We start from the raw sequence: 20,621 nt of genomic DNA, 5'->3' as shown, positions 1-20,621 counted from the left end.
CCACTACGGATATTGGAACACGGCGGCAGGCGTAAAAGCCATATGGAATTATTTTTTTTGAGTACATTGGAACCGGTTCCTCTAATTTAGGTTTTACTTTTCGCAGGGATGGAGAACACTTTTTATGAAAATGACTAGAGAGCAACGCTACAGACGTATCGAGCAGGCAGAGCCTGGAGAAATAGGCAAGCTGGAAGCTTTGATCTTTGCTTGTCCATGGAGACAACATTACCATATCCAGCCGATAACCGGACTGCTTAATGATCCTAACGGATTCTCCTATTACCAGGGATATTATCATCTGTTCTATCAGTGGTTCCCACTCGGCACCGAGCATGGAATGAAGTATTGGTACCATACCCGTTCAACGGATCTGGTGCATTGGGAAGAAGTCGGAATCGGAATCCAGCCGGGCGACACATATGATTCACACGGGGCATATTCGGGCAGTGCTATTGAAAAAGATGGCCAACTCCATCTGCTATACACGGGCAATACAAGAGATGAGGACTGGATCAGACATCCGTATCAGTGTCTGGCGATTATGGATGAAAGCGGTTCAATAACCAAAGTGCATCAACCTGTGATCACAGAAGTACCTTCTGGCTACACGGAACATTTCAGAGACCCCAAGGTTTGGCAGCAGGGTGACACGTATTATTGTGTGATTGGAGCACAGCGTGTAGATGAAACGGGATGCACGGTATTATATCGCTCGTCAGATCTCAGAAACTGGACGTTTCTTGGAGAGATTCATACGGGGCTACCTAACTTTGGCTACATGTGGGAGTGCCCCGATTATCTGGAGATGCAGGGTCAAGGTGTACTGATCTTTTCGCCACAAGGAATAGAGAGTCATGAAGATGAGTATCAGAATATTTTTCAGTCGGGTTATCTGATTGGTGAACCACTGGATCTTCAGACACGGCAATTCGAACATGGTCCATTTCAGGAGATGGATCGAGGATTTGACTTTTATGCCCCGCAGACGATGCAGGCGCCGGATGGAAGACGAATTTTGGTGGGCTGGATGGGACTTCCCGATTTGGAGTATCCGACAGATAAGAGTGGATGGGCACATTGCCTGACGATTCCACGGCAGTTGTCACTCCGGGAGGGGAAATTAATTCAGCAGCCAGTCTCTGAAATGGTGAAGCTGCGCGGGGATTCTGAAGGGACTCACATGGAATTCATACTTGATCATGAGACTCGATCTTTCGCAGACTTTGCTGGAATGGCTTATGAATTGGAATGTGAAATCCGTGATTTTGACGCAGAGGTTGTAGGCATTGAATTGCGGGCGAGTGCAGAAGAGAGGACTGTGTTGCAGTATGATCGGTTGGCACAGAAAGTAACCCTGGATCGCTCCCAGTCAGGCGCCACGCTCGCGGATCAGAACGGGAATGTACGACGCTGCGCATTAAATGCAGACGTGCTTAAGTTTCATATCTTTGTGGATTCTTCTTCTGTTGAGATCTTTGTCAATGATGGAGAAGAGGTATTCACAAGTCGCATCTTTCCAAGGAAGGATAGTGTGGAGATTCGCTTCTTTGCACTTGGAGGTAAGGCAGTATTTAAGGCATCAAAGTGGGATTATTAGATATAACGTGAGAGGAATGAAGGACCATGTCGGATAATCAGCAGATTGCCCAGGACGTTATTCGTGCCATCGGGGGCAAAGAAAATATTGCATCATTTGCACACTGTGCAACACGTCTTCGGATCATGGTGAATGACAAGGACAAGATCGATCAGAAGCAGGTCGAGAACATCGACAAAGTCAAAGGGGCCTTTTTCAACTCGGGCCAGTATCAGATCATTTTTGGAACAGGAACAGTGAATCGGATATTTGAGGAGGTCGAGAAGCTGGGAATCGAAGGATCTTCCAAGGAAGACGTGAAGAGTCAGGGCAAAAAGGAAGGTAATGCTTTTCAACGGGCCATTCGTACGTTTGGTGACGTATTTGTACCGATCATCCCTGTGCTTGTAGCAACGGGGCTGTTCATGGGTCTGCGAGGGCTGCTCACTCAAAATGAAATTTTATCGCTGTTTGGTGCAACACCGGAGGACATTTCGCCCAATTTCCTCTTATTTACTCAGATCCTGACGGACACGGCATTTGCATTCCTGCCTGCACTCGTAGCGTGGTCTGCGTTCCGAGTGTTTGGTGGAAGTCCGGTTCTCGGCATCGTTTTGGGTCTAATGCTTGTGAATCCGGCGCTGCCGAATGCATACGCTGTGGCCGATGGATCAGCGCAACCGCTGCATATGTTCGGATTCATACCGGTGGTCGGGTATCAAGGTTCGGTGCTGCCTGCGTTCTTCGTCGGATTGATCGGAGCGAAGTTTGAGAAGGTTCTGAGAAGACGCATACCAGAGGCGCTCGACTTAATTCTGACTCCTTTTATTACGCTGACGGTCATGATTACGTTGGGACTCTTTGCGATTGGTCCAGTATTCCATTCCCTGGAAGAGTGGGTGCTGCATGGAACAACAGCCGTATTGGGATTGCCATTTGGTATTGCGGGCATTATTATTGGTTTCTTCCATCAAATTATTGTTGTTACCGGTGTACATCACATCTTTAACTTTCTGGAGATCCAATTACTGGAGAAAACGGGCTTTAATCCGTTCAACGCGATTATTACATGTGCTATGGCTGCGCAAGGAGCAGCTTGTCTTGCAGTGGGGTTGAAGACCAAAAATAAAAAGCTGAAAGCACTCGCACTGCCTTCGTCATTCTCTGCATTTCTAGGGATTACTGAACCTGCTATCTTCGGGGTTAACTTACGACACATGAAACCGTTCATCATGGGTCTCGTCGGAGGCGCTGTCGGTGGATTTATAGCATCTTTGTTCCATTTGCAAGGTTCAGGTATGGCGGTGACGGTTATTCCGGGCACGCTGCTGTATTTGAACAGCCAATTGCCTTTGTACATTTTGTCCAATGTGGTAGCAATGGGAAGTGCATTTGTACTTACCTGGTTCTTCGGATATAAGGATCAGCCAGTTGCGGAGGAAGTTCCGAGCAATGCAGGAGAAGAGAGCAAGTTGGAAGTTCTGTCGCAAAAGTCAAACTCATCTTCCAGCCAGACCGTTAACCATCGCACCAAGGTAGATATGCTGGAGATTGCATCACCCATCACAGGCACGGCGGTTGCTTTGGAGCAGGTTCCTGACCCTGCATTCTCGGAAAAGCATATGGGAGAAGGGATAGCTATTGAGCCTTCTGAGGGCAAAGTATTTGCACCTTTTGACGGTGTCATCGCTCATGTGATGAATAAGAGCAAACATGCGGTAATCCTGGAACATGAAACAGGTGTTCAAATGCTTGTGCATATTGGGATTAATACCGTTGGACTGAAGGGGGAGGGTTTTACCGCATATGTGAATAGCGGAGACACCGTAACCGCAGGACAACTGTTGATTGAATTTGACATGGAAGCGATCCAGGCTGCAGGGCTGCCATTGATTACACCTGTGCTCATACCGAATGGGAACGAAAGTATTGAACAGGTGATGGCAACTATGACAGGCCCAGTTCAAGCTAATGGGGAAGCACTAATTGTTGTGAAATTTACTGAACCACAATAAGCGTAAACATTTGAAAAAGACAGGTTGAAAAATGCAAAGAGACCCGGTGTATATCACCAGGGTTTCTTTGCACTTTTATGTATTTTTTTCACTTAACGGAAGGTGTCAAAAAGAATAATACGTCAGTGCGTATTGCATCAGAAAGGCACGAATTTCTTCCCGGTTTAACATCACATCAGATGTACTGCCTTGCTCCAGGTTGAGAAGCAAATTACTGACGGCTTCATGCAGGAACAGCATGCGTTCATTTCCCCACAGCTCTTGATGCTGCTGGATAAATTGCGTGACCTGCGACAGCTCCATACCTTTTAAAACTCTGAACACCGAAGCCCATTTTACCAGATCAGAGGGATGGGAGCCTACAGGCAATTCAAATTCGGCAAAACCATGAACATTCCCGCATGAGATTTTGAACAATCCGCAGTAACAGGATGAATGTTCCCGCGCTATGAAGGGTAATTTTCGCATATCGTACCGAATAATTTCCATGGAACTAATTCGGGTATCAACACGAATCTCCGTTCGAATTTCCACATCACAATCTGCAATCACACGCTCCAACCTCCATAGGCAAAATCATCTTATTGTTTTCGTTATCCTGCCGATTATAATACGACTGAACACAGCTCATGTAAAATCAACCGGAATGGATATACGTCTGATTTTCCGATGTTTGGTTTGGAATTCATACATGTAAGCGATTAACAAGAGATATATCTTCGTTTTGGACTCGAATAACTCGATTTTTTCTTCCGCTCATGACAGACCGAGTAACATGCCGCATTACAGCGAAAAGAGGAGATTAGGCAAGAAATGCTCACCTGGATTGTCTGGAATCGATCAGAATGGTGCAGAAATCGAATACAGTTCAATTGCAGAGATGCAGACAGAGGACTATGATTCGCACATAACGTACTCCAGATGGCATTTGCAGGATCTGATGTGAAGGCGAGGTTGGCGGCAATGGATGAAGCAATGATGGTGGTATCGACAGGAAACGGTGCGGCGGGAATGAATTTTGTGGATGTATTACTGAAGAGGGGATTTGCAGTTGTTGTGCTTGTACACAGCGAAGAAGAGGGGGAACAACTTCAATCGCTTGGTGCAGTTACTGTGCGTTACATTCAGGAAATGACAGACCGTAACCATCTTCCGTCCGAATTTGTAGTGAAGAATGCCTTTGTATTTGAAAATAGCTTGCCGCAGTGCTGCCAGGACATTGAGCTGTGCCGTTGCTTGTGTCCGCAACAACTCTATGTCGTTTCCAGCAACAGGGCTCATGTTGGGCTTGTTTATAAAGGTCTGGGAGCAACATATGTCATTCACAGCCGGAGTGGAGATGTTTCATTTTTAGTGTAGTATGGCAAAAGCAAAAAACAGGACGGCGAAGTTAGCCTGATAATGCATCGCCGTCTTCACTCATGACTATAGGCCAGCGTGCCGTTTCAACCGTTCTGCAATCTGAATCAGGTCCTCTGGGGATACCCCAGGCGCGAACTCTTCCGGCAGATCGGGAAGTTCAGGGATGGCTCCACTGTGACCCGGCAAGCCGGCAAAAGCTTCAAGTTTACCGCCATCGATTGGATGTTCTCCTTTCCAGATCTGAGCAATGCGTTGATAGTCCTTGTCACTAAAGGTATAGAGTCTACGGTGCTCACCCATGGCTTCCCATTTGCGTGTTGTATCAAAAACCTTATTGTCCAGTCGCGGAATAGGAAATAACTTGGTTACATCGACTCCAGTCGCTATTTCCAATGCCTTGGCATAGGCCAAAATATGTACGCCTCCACGCACGAGCAAATATCCTGTCATCTCCCTGGCTGTTGGATGATCAGTCATCTCGTAAACTCTCATCTTGTGGGTTCGCGCTCCGCATTCGAGGAAGAAGTTATGCAGCAGATCAAAGATTAAATTACCACTGCTAACGACATAAGAACCATTCCAAGGTCTCCCCATGGAATCGTATGGAAGCGCCGTTTGGGCGGATTCGATAAAATGTGAAGTCATACGAGCGTCCTTGCCAATGCGCAATGGTGTGGAGTCGGGATCACCTGGTGAAGTTGAGCCAACAAGCATCAGGTTAATGGTATTGGCGACAAGTTCAACGTGGCCGAATTCTTCAGCTGTAATGCTAGCCACGATGTCATAGAAGGGGCGCAGCTTCGACTTTCCTCTGAAATTAAAAGACTGAAACAAATAATTGTTCAACGTTGACATTTCCCCAAACTTGCCACCTAACAGTTCCTGTACCGCGCTAGCTCCATTGGGATCCGGATTATTGGATAGTGGTAGTTCGATAGCAAGACGGTCTACCCGTTTAAACATTACATTTCCTCCTCAAGCCAAATTACTGTAAAGGTATGAGAGGTTACTTGTACGTTATTCGGGAATTCCAATTTAGTAATCTGTTTGATCATAAAAACATAAAGAACGTTCTGTCAGAGCTTGTGCTCTGAGCAGAACGTTTAGCATTAATAATATAAAAGCGATATTTAAATTAAGAAGAGATTCCTACTACACTGGAACCATTCTTCGTAATTTTGTACGTAATGACGTCTCCGCTCCAGAAGTGGAACTTGAGAATGATTTCGCCATTATTCGTTTCGTTGAAGAAGTTTTGTTTCAGTTCAATCACGTTGCTACTATAATTCGGACTGAAGGCGTAGGAAAATTCTTTGAATGAAGTCCAGTTTTGCGGACCTGCGTTTCCTCCACTTGTATAAGTTGCTTCCATGGTGGCCAGCTGATTGCCATTAAAGATAGTCGGAATCGCAAACGAGCTCGTTGTGCCCGTTACATTGCTCAGTTTAGGTGTATCATACTTGATGATATTCAGGTTCCAGTTTGCGCCTTTGTTGAATTTGACGGTCAACTTGGCATTAACCCCAAGATTGCCGGAAGTGGTCAGTCTGGTTAACAGGCTTGATTTTAACGTAAGCACATCACCGTTGATCGTGTAATCTGTACCTTGAACAAGGGTAGTGCTGCCATTAGCAAGAGAACTAAATGTATTGCCATTGAGATTCAGTTTTACTGTTTTATCCTGAATTGCAGCACCTTTTTTCAGATAAACCAGATCGGATTCAGCTGTGGAGGAACGACCTGTCCAACTTGCTTTCATTGTGTTATACAGATCCTGATCAGACCATGTGAAGCTGGTACGGCCGAAATGCTGTCCATTATCCCATAACATGGTGGTCATCTGTTTCTGACGCAGGTATTGGCCGATAAATTCGAAGAATTTCAGCTTCTCACCTTGCTCGATGACACCTGTGTGCTGATCAAAACCGAGCAAGCCATACTCACCGACGATAACCGGAATACCTTTGGCTGTGAATGCATTGTAGACTCGGTCAAAGGTATCGGTAATATCCTGTTGCACTTCAGCATTATATTTGGTGTACCCTGCGATATTCACGCTGAATGGCCAGAAACCATAGTAGTGAACGGTAGCGATAATGTTAGGGTCATTCAATTTTGCGATTGTCTGGGATAATGCATCGAGATCTGGTTGAGCGGAAGAGGTATGCATCGTTGGGAGAACCAATGGACGTGTTGCATTGTTGCCGCCGGATGCTCTCACGATGTTATGAAAAGATACATTCAACTCATCCAGCAAAGCGTATGCTGTAGCGGTATTCGTTGTACCACCTTCGGTGAAGCGTGGTTCATTTACACTTTCGAACATCAGCTTAGAGGATGAGTTTTTGAATTTGTTTGCAATTTGAGTCCAGGCAGAGTTGTAACGAGCAAGAACATTGGCATGGTCATTCTCCATATAGCTGATCCACTGCCATGAATCGTGATGGATATTGATCATGACATATAGATTGGCATCCAGGGCCCAGTTTACAACCTGTTGTACGCGATTCATGTAAGCGGTATCAATAGTGTAGTTAGGTGCTCCTCCAATATGAGCTTGCCAGGTCACTGGAATACGAATACTCTTGTAGCCTTGATTGGCGATATTTTGAATCAGTTGCTGAGTGATCAGCGGGTTACCCCAGGCTGTTTCATCTGCACCAACAGCGTCCAGCGAGTTACCCAGATTCCAGCCCGGCTCCATCGCAGTAACATAGGACTGAATATTGGTTGGAGCAGCGGCTGCATTTGCCTGAATCGAGTCATCTGTAGCAGCAGAAGCGATGGCTGATGAGAACAGGGATAGGATCATTGCCGTTACGATAGTGAGCGAGAGGGCCGATTTGCGGTTTTTGTTCATTAACATATTCTCCTTTGTAAATATAATTGTTGAACTAAAAATAGAGCGCTTACAATATTGGCGATTTAAGCTCAGCATAGAACAAGATCCTAGATTGATTTAAATGGAATCACCACCAAAATAAGTATTGAAAACGTTTTCTGAAATGCAAATATATCATGATTATTTCAAAGAAAATACCATAATAATTGGATAATAATTCATGTAAAAATTAGTGATTATGACAATTATAGAATATCGTAGGGTGTGGTGAGGATTACTCTTTTACATGAAAAACTTCTGTGGATAACAGCATTAATTCTACAATTTGTGTGTTCATATATTGCGGAGACGTTGGGAAATCTTCTTCAATCCACCGAATCAAAAGACGTGCGACTCCATGAGCCCGATAGATGTATAACCATTTGGGATCAATTACCGACCCTGTGGCTGTTAATAATGCCGCACTCACGCCAGATGACAAACCAGCAGCTGAATTTGACGAAGCATACTGGCATCGCCTGATCTCGGTTGACCTGACAGGTACTGCGTTGTGTATGAAATATGAACTTCAGCAAATGCTGAAACAAGGCAAAGGCGGTTCAATTATTAACATTTCATCGGTGAGTGGATTCCGTCCTCAACCCAACAACATTGCTTATGTAGCTGCCAAGCATGGCGTGGTTGGCATGACCAAAGTAGCTGCGATGGAAAACGGACCACACAACATTCGGGTTAACTCGGTTGCTCCAGGAGCAATCGATACACCTATGTTGCGTGGTGCTTTGGATCAATTCGGTTTCACGGCAGAGGAGTATGCTCCGCAGTTGAGCTTGCTTAATCGTTTTGGACAACCTAATGAAATTGCACAAGCAAGTCTCTGGCTCGCATCTGACGCTGCTTCTTATATCACTGGCACTACGATTCACGCGGATGCAGGATACACGTCTCGTTAATAATATTGACCGGCCCTAATTCTTGTTAAATTTTATCCTTATATGGTGGGAAGGAACAGGAACAATAAGCGATAGACAAAAGCCGTGTCCTACGTAAAACAGATTGATTTCCTGTTTACGTGAGCACGGCTTTTTTTATAAATTCAGTTCAAGATTACATTATACAACTAGCGATATCAGGAGTCGGCCTTTACCACTGTTGAGTTCATGTTGCCTGTCAGTCGTTGCGGAGGGAAGACCATGCGCACAGGTGCGATGATGATCGCAGCGAACAAGGCTTTGATTAGATCACCGATGATGTAGGGATAGAACCCTTGTATCATGGCTTCGGGTAATGACATTTTGTAGGCATAGGCCAACCAGGGCACGCCCGAAACATAGATCAACATTGAACCAAATACCTCAAATACGATAAAGGCCAGGAAATAACCAACGAATCCGTTCAGTTTGATTCTGCTGAGTAATAACCCAATGAGCAATGCGGAGAAGGGCCACATCATGACATATCCCCCGGTAGGCCCAAGGAGTACTGCAAGTCCGCCTGCGCCATGCAGAAGCGGGAAGCCAATTGCAGTCAGGACTACGACCAAAGCGACACTTAGAAAACCATATAATGGGCCAAGCAGTCCTCCTGCCAGCATAACCGCAAGTGTTTGCAATGTAATCGGCACAGGAGAGAAACCAATGGGAATACTTATGTAACCAAAAAGAACAAGTATGGCTGCCATCAGTGCGCTGAATACAATACCTCGCAAAGATAATTTCATGTTTGAACATTCCTTTCAATTTTGGTAATCTTATTGTTAACCGATTAAACGGATGTGGTTAACGATTTGGATCGTACCACAAAAGATTCAAAAGGGAAAGGACCAATTTGCGATGCAAGACGTTACACCTTTGATAAAACTAGAGAATGTCCGTGTTCATTATGCTTCCGAGTCAGGACGTGTTCGTAAGGCAGTGGATGGGGTTTCGTTGGATTTAGCTCCCGGTGAGTGGATAAGTATTGTGGGAGCCAATGGTAGCGGCAAAAGTACGCTGGCTGGACTGCTGATTGGATTCACTCCGCTATCCGGCGGAGAAAGAATGGCTGCTCCAGAACTGGTTGTTCGTGGAGTGCTCCAGCAGCCTGATGCGCAGGTACTTGGAGATACCATTGAGGAGGAATTTCATTTTGCCTTATCCTCACTGCTGAAATCTCCTGATGAACAATTACGTCGGAGAGAGCACGCATTACATACGGTAGGACTTCAACACCCGCCACAGGCGGCAATATCGATGCTGTCTGGAGGACAGAAGCAGTTGCTTAATATCGCAATAGCGCTGGCGGCCAAGCCGGATGTACTCATTCTGGACGAACCTACGGCCATGCTTGATCCGGGAGCCAGAGATCGAATGGAAGCAGTAGTTCAAACCATTGTCCAGCAGGGGACGGCGGTAATCTGGATTACGCATCATTTGGAGGAAGCGACTCTTTGCAATCGAATTATTGCCATGGAACAGGGACGCTGTGTCTACGATGGAGCGCCTGCGGCTTTCTTCTATGGAAAAGATAAGGAAGAGACAACGGCTGACGCTGGAAAAGGAGCACAACAACCATCACCCTGCGAACAGCTTGGGCTTGCTCCGCCTTTTACAGTACAGACGGCTCTACTCCTGAAACGGAAAGATCTGCTGCAACATGCGACACCTCTGCGACCAGAGCAGTTGGTTAAGGAGGTAGCCCTTTGGCAATCGAATTAGAACATGTAGGTATAGCTTCATCACAACCTGACAAAAGAGCGCTGCTTCAAGATATCACTGTCCGACTGAACCGTGGCGAAATCACTTTATTATTAGGCTGCACAGGATCAGGCAAAACCACACTGCTGCAAACGATCGCTGGCCTAAAACCTCCAGATGAGGGTAGCCTCAAGCTGGACGGAGAGCTTTTCTGGCAGAACGGGAAAGTGCCACAGTCCATTCAGTTGCAAATGGGGTTGGTCTTTCAATTCCCAGAGCAGCAGCTGTTCGCCCGAAGTATTGGGCGTGAATTTGCTTATTCTCTGCGTCCATATCGGCTACCGGATGAACAAAAGAAAAAGCAGATTTCCGAAGCACTTGAGCGCTGGGACTCTCCAGAGGGTCAGGGAGAGGAAGAACGATTCCATTCGGACAGATCACCCTTTGCTCTAAGCGGGGGAGAACGGAGAAGATTGGGGCTTGCCCTGGGAACTGCTACGCAGCCTTCATGGCTATTGCTCGATGAACCCAGCGCCGGATTGGAAGCACAAAGTGTGATCATGCTGCTGGATGCTTTGAACCAGCATCGAACTGCAGGTGAGGGAGCCATTGTGGCTACACACGACCTGGACACATTTTTACCGCATGCGGATCGGGTTCTGTTGTTGAAGGATGGGCGTCTGGTTGCTGATCTCACGCCACGAGAACTTCATACAAGTCCAGATTTGCTGGAGTCAGCAGGTATTGGACTACCACCCTCTATGCAACTGGCACAACAATTTGCGGCTGCGGGCATTCATTTTCCTACTACTGCGTTGACCCCGGAGGAAATGGCTAAAGGTATTGTTCAGTCCGTCAATGAGCCTTTAGAGCAGAAGGTTGATGTTATTGGTAATGAGGATCAATTCAGAATGGATGAAGCAAAGCTTGCCTTATCAAGCTCCGACACTTCGGGAGGAGAAGGCACACAGGAGACCGTATACACCCACGCTGAATCAGGATCAAGGAGAGGATTATATGGTGCCATGGACCCGCGTCTGAAATGGATTTTATACATTTTGCTCGTGACCGCTACGATGCTTCAACACCACTGGTTAGGTCTCTCTCTTACGTTGGTGCCAATTATCTTGGCGCTTGTTGTGCTGCCACGTCAGGCTCTGATGGGATGCTTGAAATTAATGAAGCCGCTCGCACTGTTCTTTCTCATATCAACCGCGTTGTCGGGGACGACACTTTCTACAGAAGGTGGCGGCCTACAGTTTGGATTCTCCCTGATGCAGGCGGAGGCGACGTTATTGAATGTATACCGGTTGTTTATCGTCACGTTGGCAAGTCTTTGGTTTTCGCTGACTACACCTTATGGACGCATGGTGGAAGGGCTGAACTGGGTGCTTGGCATAGGTAAAAAAATAAAGCTGCCCGTGTCATCGTTTGCACTCGCGGTGTCGTTAATTTTTCGTTTTATCCCGATGATCTGGAGTGAATGGCAGCGATTCTCGCTGATCGTCCGGGCACGCGGCAAAGCTGCATTACGCCCGAATACGGTACGTGTGCGTGATCTTGGTCCAATGGTCATTCCCTTGCTCATGGCGTTGTTTCAGCGTGCAGAAGATATGACGATTGCGATGGAAATGCGGAAAGTTAGAGAGAATTCACTGCTTGGAGCACGTTCCTCCTTATTGGTATGGTCCAAACGAGATACATGGATTTGCATAATCGGACTTATTGTTTTTGTATTTTATATCTGGATCAGAGACTGAAACGCAGTGTTTGCCATGGATCATGCATAAATCCTTTCATTTCCGTTCAAAATAAACATGCTTTGATCACCACGAAGCAGATATGGAGGGACGAACGATGAAGGATAAATTTTTGCAAGAAGAAAGGCAAGAATATACTGATGTGTCCACAGTGGAGTCGCAGCGAAATGATATCACACTCGAAGAGTTCCCAGAAGGTCCTTACGGCTCATCTCTAATGTCTGAATCTCTTGGCAAAAGCTCGCCGTGGCGAGTGGATCAAAGGACCGCGCATCGTTTCGATTATGAAAATCATGAGCTGCACGAAGGGGAAGTTCGGGATTATCCCGGTCAGGATGTCTACGATGAAACGGTCCCTGATAATGTAACCAAGCCTCAGTATCCGGAAGAAGAATTGTAATGACGTATTATATAAAATAGATGATAGCCTTCGGCAGGATCTACCTGTTCGGAGGCTATTTTTAGTTGTATCTCTTATGAAAACAATCCTCCTCAAATTCCACAATATGGGTTATCATAGGCGTAGTTCGTATTAAGAATGTTTGTATTATATCATTTCTAACAAATATAAGGAGATAACCATGGATCAGGACTATATTCAGTATATGCGGTCATTTGTGGGGAACGCCAAAGTTATCATGGTGGTTTCAGGGGCTGTCGTATTCGATGAGACTGGCAGAGTTCTATTACAAAAACGATCAGATAATGGATTCTGGGGGTTTCCAGGTGGATTTATGGAGATAGGAGAAACCGTTCAGGAGACAGCACAAAGAGAAGTATATGAAGAAACAGGTTTAACACTGAATTCAATAGAATTATTCTCAATATACTCAGGTCCTGAATACGAGGTCGTTTATAGTAATGGAGATGAAGTTGCGTTGGTGCAAGTAATGTTCAAAAGCAACGACTTTTGTGGAACGATAAAAGAGAGTGAAGAGTCCATAGAAACACGATTTTTTGATATACATTCCATACCAGACCATTTCTTACCTACACACAAGCAAATTATTGAAGATCTAAGGAACAAAGAGGTTGTATTTGCAAAGCTAGAAAACTAAATAATGGGGGATATCAGAATGAGAGAGATTAACTATAGCGATTATTTTTGGCAGGATGATAAGGTCAGATTACGTGCTTTGCGTGAGGAAGATTGGGAGGATCATTATTATAACCGGTTTGATTCACCCGCTCGTCGTTTACTGGAATGTGCTGTAGAGCTGCCACCTACGAATGCTGAGGCGAAGAAATTTACGGAAGCCTTTTCCGATTTCTCTCTAGACAGAGGACGGATCATGTTCACGATTGAAAATATGGATGGTGAGAATGTCGGGGGCGTGAATCTGAACAGTATCGATGAGAGGAATGGTACCTTTAGCATTGGAATTCAAATTGACAGGGACCATCGTGGAAAAGGATATGGGACGAGAGCCATTCGAATTTTGCTGAAATATGCCTTTTTCGAGCGTCGGCTTAATAAATTCAATGATTATGTTCTGGAAGGCAATGAACCTTCCGCAGCCATGATGAGAAAGCTTGGATGTGTGCAGGAAGGCGTGCGTCGTCAGGTGATCTATACCGATGGGGAATATCAGGATCTGATCCTGTTCGGGTTAACCAAAGCCGAGTTTATGGATAAGGAGGGACTGGCGTGAGTCCCAATTTAAATCAGAGCGGCCCGATGTTTATGATCTGCCAATGTTAGTTCGGTAACTGACAATGTGCAAGGGGTGAAATATGAGGAAGCTGTTATGGATAGGTTCGTGCTTTGTTGTATGTGTATTGGTTAGTGTTACTGCATTCTTCTGGAATGATATTTTTGGATATAAAACGTTAGAGAAGGCTGTTCAGTCTGCTTGGAAATACCCCCTTCAAGTGGTTAATGTAGATCAGCAAAATGAACTGGTTTTGTCACTGGACCAAACACAATATGTTTTCGCTGCTTATGAACATAAGAATGGGAGATATCACTATGATACCGATAGTGAAACAGGTTGGACAGCGAGTTCAGATGTGGGGCCTGCCTTTTTGATACAAGCGGAACCGAAGAACAACAAAGGGAATTTTATATGGGGCGCTTTATATTCCGATATGCCTGTACACAAGTTTAAGATTGAATACACAAACGGTGAGACTCAGGAGGTTGAGTCAAGCAATAATACGTTTATCATGAGAATGCCGGAAACTTACCAGAGTGAAGACAAAATGATGTTAATGACAACGTTCACGAATGTGTATGCTCTTGATGAAGAGAACAACGTAATACGAGCTTATAATTTGAATTGATTTTTGGTTATCGAGCTTTAAAGTGAAACACAAAAGGTAGATAAGATGTACACCAGGAGGCATTATGAAACAAACCAACCAAAGTGATGAATTAATCATTGAATGCAAAGATATATATTTGCGCGAGTATCGACCTGAGGATTTGCAGAAATTGCAGGAAATCACCTGGCAACCCGAGGTTTACGAATTTTTGCCGGGATGGAATGCTACGGCTGAAGAGAGAGCACTTTGGCTCACTCAATACGAAATTCCTGAGAATCAGAATTTTAAACAAGCTGTTTTGGCGGGAGGGGACATCGGAGACCTCTATTTACGTTTGGCTATCGTGCTCAAAGAAAATGATGAGTTTATTGGGTGGTGCTGCTCGGGGATCAAGGACGAACTGCCAGCGCCCAATCGGGAGATTATGTACGGCATTTCGAAACACTTCCGGAACCGTGGTTATACAACGCAGGCAGTACAAGGAATAACACAATATTTATTTGAAAATACAAACGTAGAAGTATTGAATGCCATCGCTTTATTGACTAATCAGGCATCGAATAAGGTAATACAGAAATGCAATTTTGAATATCTGAATATGATTGAAATCGAAAATGAACCGTACAACCATTACCAATTGTTGAAGCACCAACGATAACCCTACAGTAATTGGCTCAAGATGACTGCACAGGAGTGATACTATGGATTCCAAACCCCAACTTGTTTTAGATCTGGCCGGTGTGCTGATCACCAATCTTTCCTCTTCATTCTGGCAGGAGCTCGCTAGGTATGCAGATACGCCTTTTCCTGTATTAATCGAGCAATTGAGTGGTATACGCAAGGACTTGTGGACAGGAAGGATGACGGAGGAACAGTTCTGGATCTGGATGCAAACACAATATCCCAATATGGATAAGATGTATGCTTATGAATTGCTTGAAAAAACAACAGAGTTGCTACCTGCCATGCATCGTCTTGAACGATGGAGCGAGCAGGCAGAATTGCATCTCTTGAGTAATCATTGTCAAGAATGGATTCAACCCATTTTGCCGTTGATCCAACCGTATTGCAAGAGCATAACCATTTCCAATCAGGTCGGATATTGCAAGCCCAATATAGAAATATATGAACTTGTACAATCTCATCTATCCAGGAATGTACGTATTATATATGTGGATGATCAGGCTAAAAACTTAAAGCCTGCTGCTGAGCTGGGATGGGCAACATTACTTGCAGATGAACAGCATCAATGGATAGCTGAAATTGACGAATGGCTCGCAGACCAGCGATAACTCCCGATACAGATGCACTATATACAAATCCACCTATCCACCAATTCGATACTAAACAAATACCCCTATCATTTCTCTGCAGAAATGATAGGGGTATTTGTCATATGATAAGAGGCGCATCAAACGGAAAGTTGCGTTTTGTGAGCCTCATTCTGAGTAGCCTTCACTCTTGACCAAAGGCAGCAAAATTGTAAATTCCGTTCCTGCACCTAGTTGGCTGCGCACTGTTATTTTCCCGCCATACGATTCCACAATCGAACGGGTAATGGCCAGGCCTAGACCCGCGCCCCCTTGTTTTCTTGAACGGGAAGAGCTTGTGCGATAGAAGCGTTCAAAGATATGAGGGAGATGTTCCGGTTCAATCCCGGAGCCGTTATCTTTTACGGTTAACTCGGCTTTATGCTGAGTGGCATATAACTTGATGCTGATGGTTCCCCGATCTGAATCGGTGTGCTGTACTGCATTGTGGAACAGATTGAGTACAACTTGCTTCAATTTGTGGGCATCTGCCATTACATGGACTTCAGCGGTCAGGTCGAGATGAACCTGTCTTTCCTGAGCCATCATCACCAGCTGCGGCTGCATTTCGAGCAGCAGACTGTCAAGCTGGATGACTTCCTGCTCCTGCTGAGGCGCCTGATCCAGCTTGGTCAGCATCAGCAGATCCTCTACAAGTTTGTTAATCCGCACCGATTCACCGTACATGCTGTTCAAAGCGCTATATAATTGCTCGCTGTTGGAGGCTGCGCCGCGCTTGAGCACTTCAATGAATCCGTGAATGGAGGTAAGAGGAGTACGCAGTTCATGGGAAGCATCGGACAGAAAACGCTGCATCTGCTCTTTTGACTCCCGCTCCGCTTCAAACGAGTCTTCAAGCCTCTCGAGCATGCCGTTAAATGAAAGCGCCAGCTGATCCACTTCCTGTTGTCCCTGGACAGAAGGAAGACGTTCAGCCAGGCTGCCTGCATCGATTCGTTGCACAGTATCTACCATACTGGACAAGGGAATTAACGTCCGGCGAAGTGCTTTGGCGTATAGAACGAGCCCAGCTACCATGGCCAGCAGGGATAACATCAAGAAGATCAGAAGCTGTTTCACAATCAGATCTTTTAGCGGTTTCGTAGCCGTGCCCATCTGCACCATGGGTAAGCCGCGATTACGCGGTCCAGGCGAAGAGAAGACGATTAGCTGCTCATTGCCTTGATTATCCGTTACAATCCGGTACGGAACATGTTGTTTATCGTTGATCCGATCTGTAATGTTCTGATATTCAACTGACGTCAAGCGAGGAGCGGTCAGACCGTCTTCACCAAAAATATCCTCGAAGCCACTTTGATTATCAAATAAAGCCAGTGAACGATCAGGAATGTATAAGAAACGATTGCCTGATCCTCTTGGATCAGAACCGGATTGCCCACCAAAAGGATTGTTTGTCGCACCACTTCGTGAAGACGATCCGAGCCACACAGGAGGCATGGACATGAGCTGCTCTTCCATGGTTTTCGCCTGGTTGCGATACAGAAAGCTTTCCATAATCCAGAATTGAAGAATGCCAATTAACAATAGCAGAGCAGCCAGAATGAACAAGGAGCGTGCAAGTAATTGAGAGCGAAGCGAACGTGGCGATATCCATTGATGAAGCCATGTCCAAAGATGTTTATCTTTCTTTAATCTAGAGACCATTAGAGATCCACCCTGTATCCGACACCTCGAAGTGTACGAATGAGCTTATGTTCTTTATCCCCCAGCTTGTCACGCAAGGAGCGGACGTACACCTCCACAATATTCTCTTCTCCACCAAAATCATATCCCCACACGCGGTTCAGAATGGTCGCTTTACTCAGAACAATACCATGATTGAGCACTATGAATTTTAATAGTTCATACTCGGTTGGAGATAACTCCAGAATCTGATCGTGATAGGTAATCTCTTTGCGTTGATCATCAATTCGGAATGGGCCATGAGTCACTGCCCCTATTAATAAAGGAAACTGATTACGCAGCCTTGCCTGAATCCGTGCAAGCAGTTCATCGAACGCAAAAGGCTTAATCATATAATCGTCAGCACCAAGCCATAGGCCTTTTACCCGATTTTCAACTTCATCTTTGGCTGTCAACATGATCACTCCGACCTGTGCCCCGCTCTTGCGCAGACGCTCAACAACCTCAAACCCATCCATCTCAGGCATCATGACATCCAGAATTGCCATATGTGGACGAAAGTCGAGTGCCAATTCAAGCGCAGCAGCTCCATCCGGGGCTGTACGTACATCAAAGCCTTCGTTGCTTAGTCCAAGCTCCAGAAATTGCAAAATATGTGGTTCATCATCGGCCAATAGTATTTTAATGCCAGTACTTAGCTTCATAAGCAGGCGTTCCCTCCCGTTAAATCCATCGATTACATACCTTCAATTTTAGAGGTCTATATGCTGTATTATCGCTCGCCAAACTGAAAATTAGCTGAAAAGTTTGCAAGTTATCCTCAGGCAACATTCAGCGGGCATTCATCCCAGTTTTACTTTGGCCTGTCACAATAGTAGACATGAAGAATTTGAAGGAGTGATTGAGATTGAATAACGCCAAACGAAGGATTGACCTTGTCCTTCTGCCGATTGTTTTACTGGCGGCATTTCTGAACGGCTATGGCATCTGGAACGACCAATATGCCAATTCCTATTATACGACCGCCGTCGGGAGCATGCTGAGGAATTTCCATAACTTTTTCTATGCATCGCTTGACTCGGCTGGTTCGGTAACCGTAGACAAACCACCGGTTGTCTTCTGGATTCAAACCGCTTTTGCTTACGTTTTTGGATTGCATGGATGGAGTGTTATTTTACCGCAAGCGTTAGCGGGGATCGGTTCGGTGCTGCTGATATATTTCATGGTCAAGCCTACATTTGGTCTTGCCGCAGCACGAATCTCGGCACTTGCGATGGCGACTGTTCCTGTTGTGGCAGCGGTCAGCCGTACCAACAATATTGACAGCATGCTGGTATTCACGTTGCTGCTGGGTTCATGGTTTTTGTTCAAGGGAAGCAAGCAAGGCAGTACGTGGCGTATCCTGGTTGCCTTTGCACTCATTGGGCTTGCTTTTAATATGAAAATGCTGCAAGCCTACATGATTCTTCCTGCTTTCTACTTGTTCTATCTGCTTGCATTCAATGCAAAGTGGAGAAGAAAAATCATTCTGCTGATCGGAAGTACGGCGGTGCTGGCAGTCGTTTCCTTATCCTGGGCAGTCACCGTGGATTCAATACCAACAGATGAACGGCCTTATATCGGCAGCAGTGAAACCAATTCAGTGCTGGAGTTGGCTTTTGGATATAACGGCTTATCCCGTCTCACAGGGCAACAGAACAGATCAGCGAATGCTGGCATGCCAAACGCCTCCGATGAAGGCAAGGCCCGTGGCAACGCAGCTTCCCAGACATCAGCATCCGATCAGTCGGGCAGCGGCTCGGCTCCAACAGGCAATGCACCGGGAAATGGTGAAATGGGTGGCATGAACGGAATGACTTTCCCAGGCGGTCAGATGCCAAACGGTGGCGAGATGCCTAATGGAAGAAATTTCGGAGGTGGTAATGGCGGGGGAGGCATGGGTGGCATGTTTGGTACCGGGGAGAAAGGTCCTTTGCGGTTACTCCAGACCGAACTGTCCGGTCAGGCCAGTTGGCTTTTGCCGATTGTATTACTTGGCTGCATCGCCATCTTTGCAGGTTTAAGACGCAGAAATATAACCAATAAGCATAAGGAAGCCTTGTTCTGGCTGGCCTGGCTGCTTCCGGTAGCTGCTTTCTTTAGTGTGGCAGGCTTCTTCCACCAATATTATCTGATTATGCTCGCCCCTCCAGTAGCGGCATTAGCCGGAGCAGGGTTCGTAGCCATGTGGACAGCATATCGTGAACGCAATGGCTGGCAAGCTTGGCTGCTTCCGATATCCGTGCTGCTTACGACCATCTTCGGCTGGTATATCATGCAGGTGTATAACGAAACTATCGGGGCAGGTTGGTCTATAAGTGAATTAATTGCAGGCATTCTGATCACGGTTATCCTGATTGTGATGCTTAATCGCTCACATCCATGGAAACAGGGTTTGATTATCGCAGGCTTCATGGTCATGATGATCGGTCCAACCTATTGGGCATTCACACCTATCACGTATGGAGGAAACAGCATGATTCCGGCGGCTGGACCTACAGGTTCCAATGGGATGTTCGGCGGAATGGGTATGGCAATGGGAGATAGACAAGGTGATCGCAATGGTGGCGGTATGGGTATGGCTCAGCCGAATACATCAAATGACACCGACACCGATCAGGCTTTCCCATCGTCCGATGAAGCTGACCCGAACAATGCGGGCATGGGAACACCTCCGAATTCAGGCGGAAACATGAATGGCGGAGGAGGCATGCCGACGACAGGTGGACGAGGTGGTGCGGGAAACCGCAACGAAGAAGTGGACACCACAACACTGAATTATCTGAGAGAGCATAACACAGGTGAAACCTATCTCTTTGCAACGACGGACTATAACCAGGCAGCTCCATATATCATCGATGAGAATGAAGCAGTCATTACGCTTGGTGGGTTCTCGGGCTCAGATCCGGTGTATAGCACGGAAAAATTGGAACAACTCGTGAAGAGTGGGCAAGTGAAATACTTCATGGTAGGTGGCATGGGCGGACGAGGTGGCAGTTCTGATATCGGCGACTGGATCAAGGAGCATGGTACCGAAATTCCAACGTCAGAGTGGAAGACGGGTACGGACAGCGGTTCCGGTTTCGGTGGTCAAACCACTCTATATGAAGTGAAATTATAAACGTGATCA

General features: G+C 46.0%; 19 protein-coding genes. 13 read left to right on the top strand and 6 right to left on the bottom strand.

Going from position 1 to position 20,621, the window contains the following annotated elements; genetic code table 11:
• Positions 1-124: 124 nt before the first annotated feature.
• Complete coding sequence (locus G3352_RS00955; RefSeq protein ID WP_163753061.1) at positions 125-1,600, top strand: glycoside hydrolase family 32 protein; 1,476 nt, start codon at positions 125-127, stop codon at positions 1,598-1,600.
• A gap of 26 nt (positions 1,601-1,626) precedes the next feature.
• Entirely contained in the window at positions 1,627-3,594 is a 1,968-nt protein-coding gene (locus G3352_RS00950) for a sucrose-specific PTS transporter subunit IIBC (protein WP_163753060.1), read from the top strand.
• Positions 3,595-3,699: 105 nt separating this feature from the next.
• Here the strand turns inward: G3352_RS00950 and G3352_RS00945 are convergent, their stop codons facing one another.
• Positions 3,700-4,146: a hypothetical protein gene (locus G3352_RS00945; protein WP_163753059.1), complete on the bottom strand. Its 447-nt coding sequence runs from the start codon at positions 4,144-4,146 to the stop codon at positions 3,700-3,702.
• A gap of 390 nt (positions 4,147-4,536) precedes the next feature.
• On the opposite strand from G3352_RS00945, the gene G3352_RS00940 reads away from it, so the two are divergent.
• On the top strand, positions 4,537-4,953 hold the full coding sequence (locus G3352_RS00940) for a hypothetical protein (RefSeq protein ID WP_205524645.1): 417 nt from the start codon (positions 4,537-4,539) through the stop codon (positions 4,951-4,953).
• Between the two features lie 66 nt (positions 4,954-5,019).
• Here G3352_RS00940 and G3352_RS00935 read toward each other — a convergent pair whose 3' ends face one another.
• Positions 5,020-5,919 carry a manganese catalase family protein gene (locus G3352_RS00935; RefSeq protein WP_076291095.1) on the bottom strand — a complete coding sequence of 300 codons (900 nt, stop codon included), beginning with the start codon at positions 5,917-5,919 and terminating at the stop codon, positions 5,020-5,022.
• 172 nt (positions 5,920-6,091) lie between these two features.
• Positions 6,092-7,816: a cellulase family glycosylhydrolase gene (locus tag G3352_RS00930; RefSeq protein ID WP_163753057.1), complete on the bottom strand. Its 1,725-nt coding sequence runs from the start codon at positions 7,814-7,816 to the stop codon at positions 6,092-6,094.
• A 392-nt stretch (positions 7,817-8,208) separates the two neighbouring features.
• On the opposite strand from G3352_RS00930, the gene G3352_RS00925 reads away from it, so the two are divergent.
• Positions 8,209-8,751 carry an SDR family NAD(P)-dependent oxidoreductase gene (locus tag G3352_RS00925; RefSeq protein WP_240342875.1) on the top strand — a complete coding sequence of 181 codons (543 nt, stop codon included), beginning with the start codon at positions 8,209-8,211 and terminating at the stop codon, positions 8,749-8,751.
• 176 nt (positions 8,752-8,927) lie between these two features.
• Here G3352_RS00925 and G3352_RS00920 read toward each other — a convergent pair whose 3' ends face one another.
• Positions 8,928-9,518: a biotin transporter BioY gene (locus tag G3352_RS00920; RefSeq protein WP_090949578.1), complete on the bottom strand. Its 591-nt coding sequence runs from the start codon at positions 9,516-9,518 to the stop codon at positions 8,928-8,930.
• 130 nt (positions 9,519-9,648) lie between these two features.
• Here G3352_RS00920 and G3352_RS00915 point away from each other — a divergent pair, with 130 nt between their 5' ends.
• From G3352_RS00915 to G3352_RS00880, 8 genes are all read left to right on the top strand, one after another.
• On the top strand, positions 9,649-10,494 hold the full coding sequence (locus G3352_RS00915; protein WP_163753056.1) for an ATP-binding cassette domain-containing protein: 846 nt from the start codon (positions 9,649-9,651) through the stop codon (positions 10,492-10,494).
• Positions 10,479-12,233: an ATP-binding cassette domain-containing protein gene (locus G3352_RS00910; RefSeq protein ID WP_163753055.1), complete on the top strand. Its 1,755-nt coding sequence runs from the start codon at positions 10,479-10,481 to the stop codon at positions 12,231-12,233. Before G3352_RS00915 ends, G3352_RS00910 begins: the two co-directional genes overlap by 16 nt.
• Positions 12,234-12,330: 97 nt before the next feature.
• Positions 12,331-12,633, top strand: coding sequence for a hypothetical protein (locus G3352_RS00905; RefSeq protein ID WP_163753054.1), 303 nt, complete (start codon positions 12,331-12,333; stop codon positions 12,631-12,633).
• Positions 12,634-12,814: 181 nt separating this feature from the next.
• On the top strand, positions 12,815-13,291 hold the full coding sequence (locus G3352_RS00900; RefSeq protein ID WP_163753053.1) for an NUDIX hydrolase: 477 nt from the start codon (positions 12,815-12,817) through the stop codon (positions 13,289-13,291).
• Positions 13,292-13,309: 18 nt separating this feature from the next.
• Positions 13,310-13,885, top strand: a complete 576-nt coding sequence (locus G3352_RS00895) for a GNAT family N-acetyltransferase (RefSeq protein WP_163753052.1) — start codon at positions 13,310-13,312, stop codon at positions 13,883-13,885.
• Positions 13,886-13,967: 82 nt separating this feature from the next.
• Positions 13,968-14,516, top strand: a complete 549-nt coding sequence (locus G3352_RS00890; RefSeq protein WP_163753051.1) for a hypothetical protein — start codon at positions 13,968-13,970, stop codon at positions 14,514-14,516.
• A gap of 64 nt (positions 14,517-14,580) precedes the next feature.
• On the top strand, positions 14,581-15,156 hold the full coding sequence (locus G3352_RS00885; protein ID WP_163753050.1) for a GNAT family N-acetyltransferase: 576 nt from the start codon (positions 14,581-14,583) through the stop codon (positions 15,154-15,156).
• A 43-nt stretch (positions 15,157-15,199) separates the two neighbouring features.
• The gene (locus G3352_RS00880; protein WP_163753049.1) at positions 15,200-15,790 is read left to right on the top strand and encodes an HAD-IA family hydrolase; all 591 of its coding nucleotides are present in this window, start codon (positions 15,200-15,202) and stop codon (positions 15,788-15,790) included.
• A 147-nt stretch (positions 15,791-15,937) separates the two neighbouring features.
• Here G3352_RS00880 and G3352_RS00875 read toward each other — a convergent pair whose 3' ends face one another.
• Positions 15,938-17,473: a sensor histidine kinase gene (locus tag G3352_RS00875; protein ID WP_163753048.1), complete on the bottom strand. Its 1,536-nt coding sequence runs from the start codon at positions 17,471-17,473 to the stop codon at positions 15,938-15,940.
• Entirely contained in the window at positions 17,473-18,156 is a 684-nt protein-coding gene (locus G3352_RS00870) for a response regulator transcription factor (protein ID WP_063563521.1), read from the bottom strand. Before G3352_RS00870 ends, G3352_RS00875 begins: the two co-directional genes overlap by 1 nt.
• A 203-nt stretch (positions 18,157-18,359) precedes the next feature.
• On the opposite strand from G3352_RS00870, the gene G3352_RS00865 reads away from it, so the two are divergent.
• Entirely contained in the window at positions 18,360-20,612 is a 2,253-nt protein-coding gene (locus G3352_RS00865) for a glycosyltransferase family 39 protein (RefSeq protein WP_163753047.1), read from the top strand.
• Positions 20,613-20,621 lie beyond the last annotated feature (9 nt).

The organism is Paenibacillus sp. ALJ109b (assembly GCF_010747435.1).
In the GTDB taxonomy this organism is placed as follows: domain Bacteria; phylum Bacillota; class Bacilli; order Paenibacillales; family Paenibacillaceae; genus Paenibacillus; species Paenibacillus taichungensis.
Note: the sequence above shows the minus strand (reverse complement) of the source record. Positions and strands in the feature narration are given on the sequence as shown.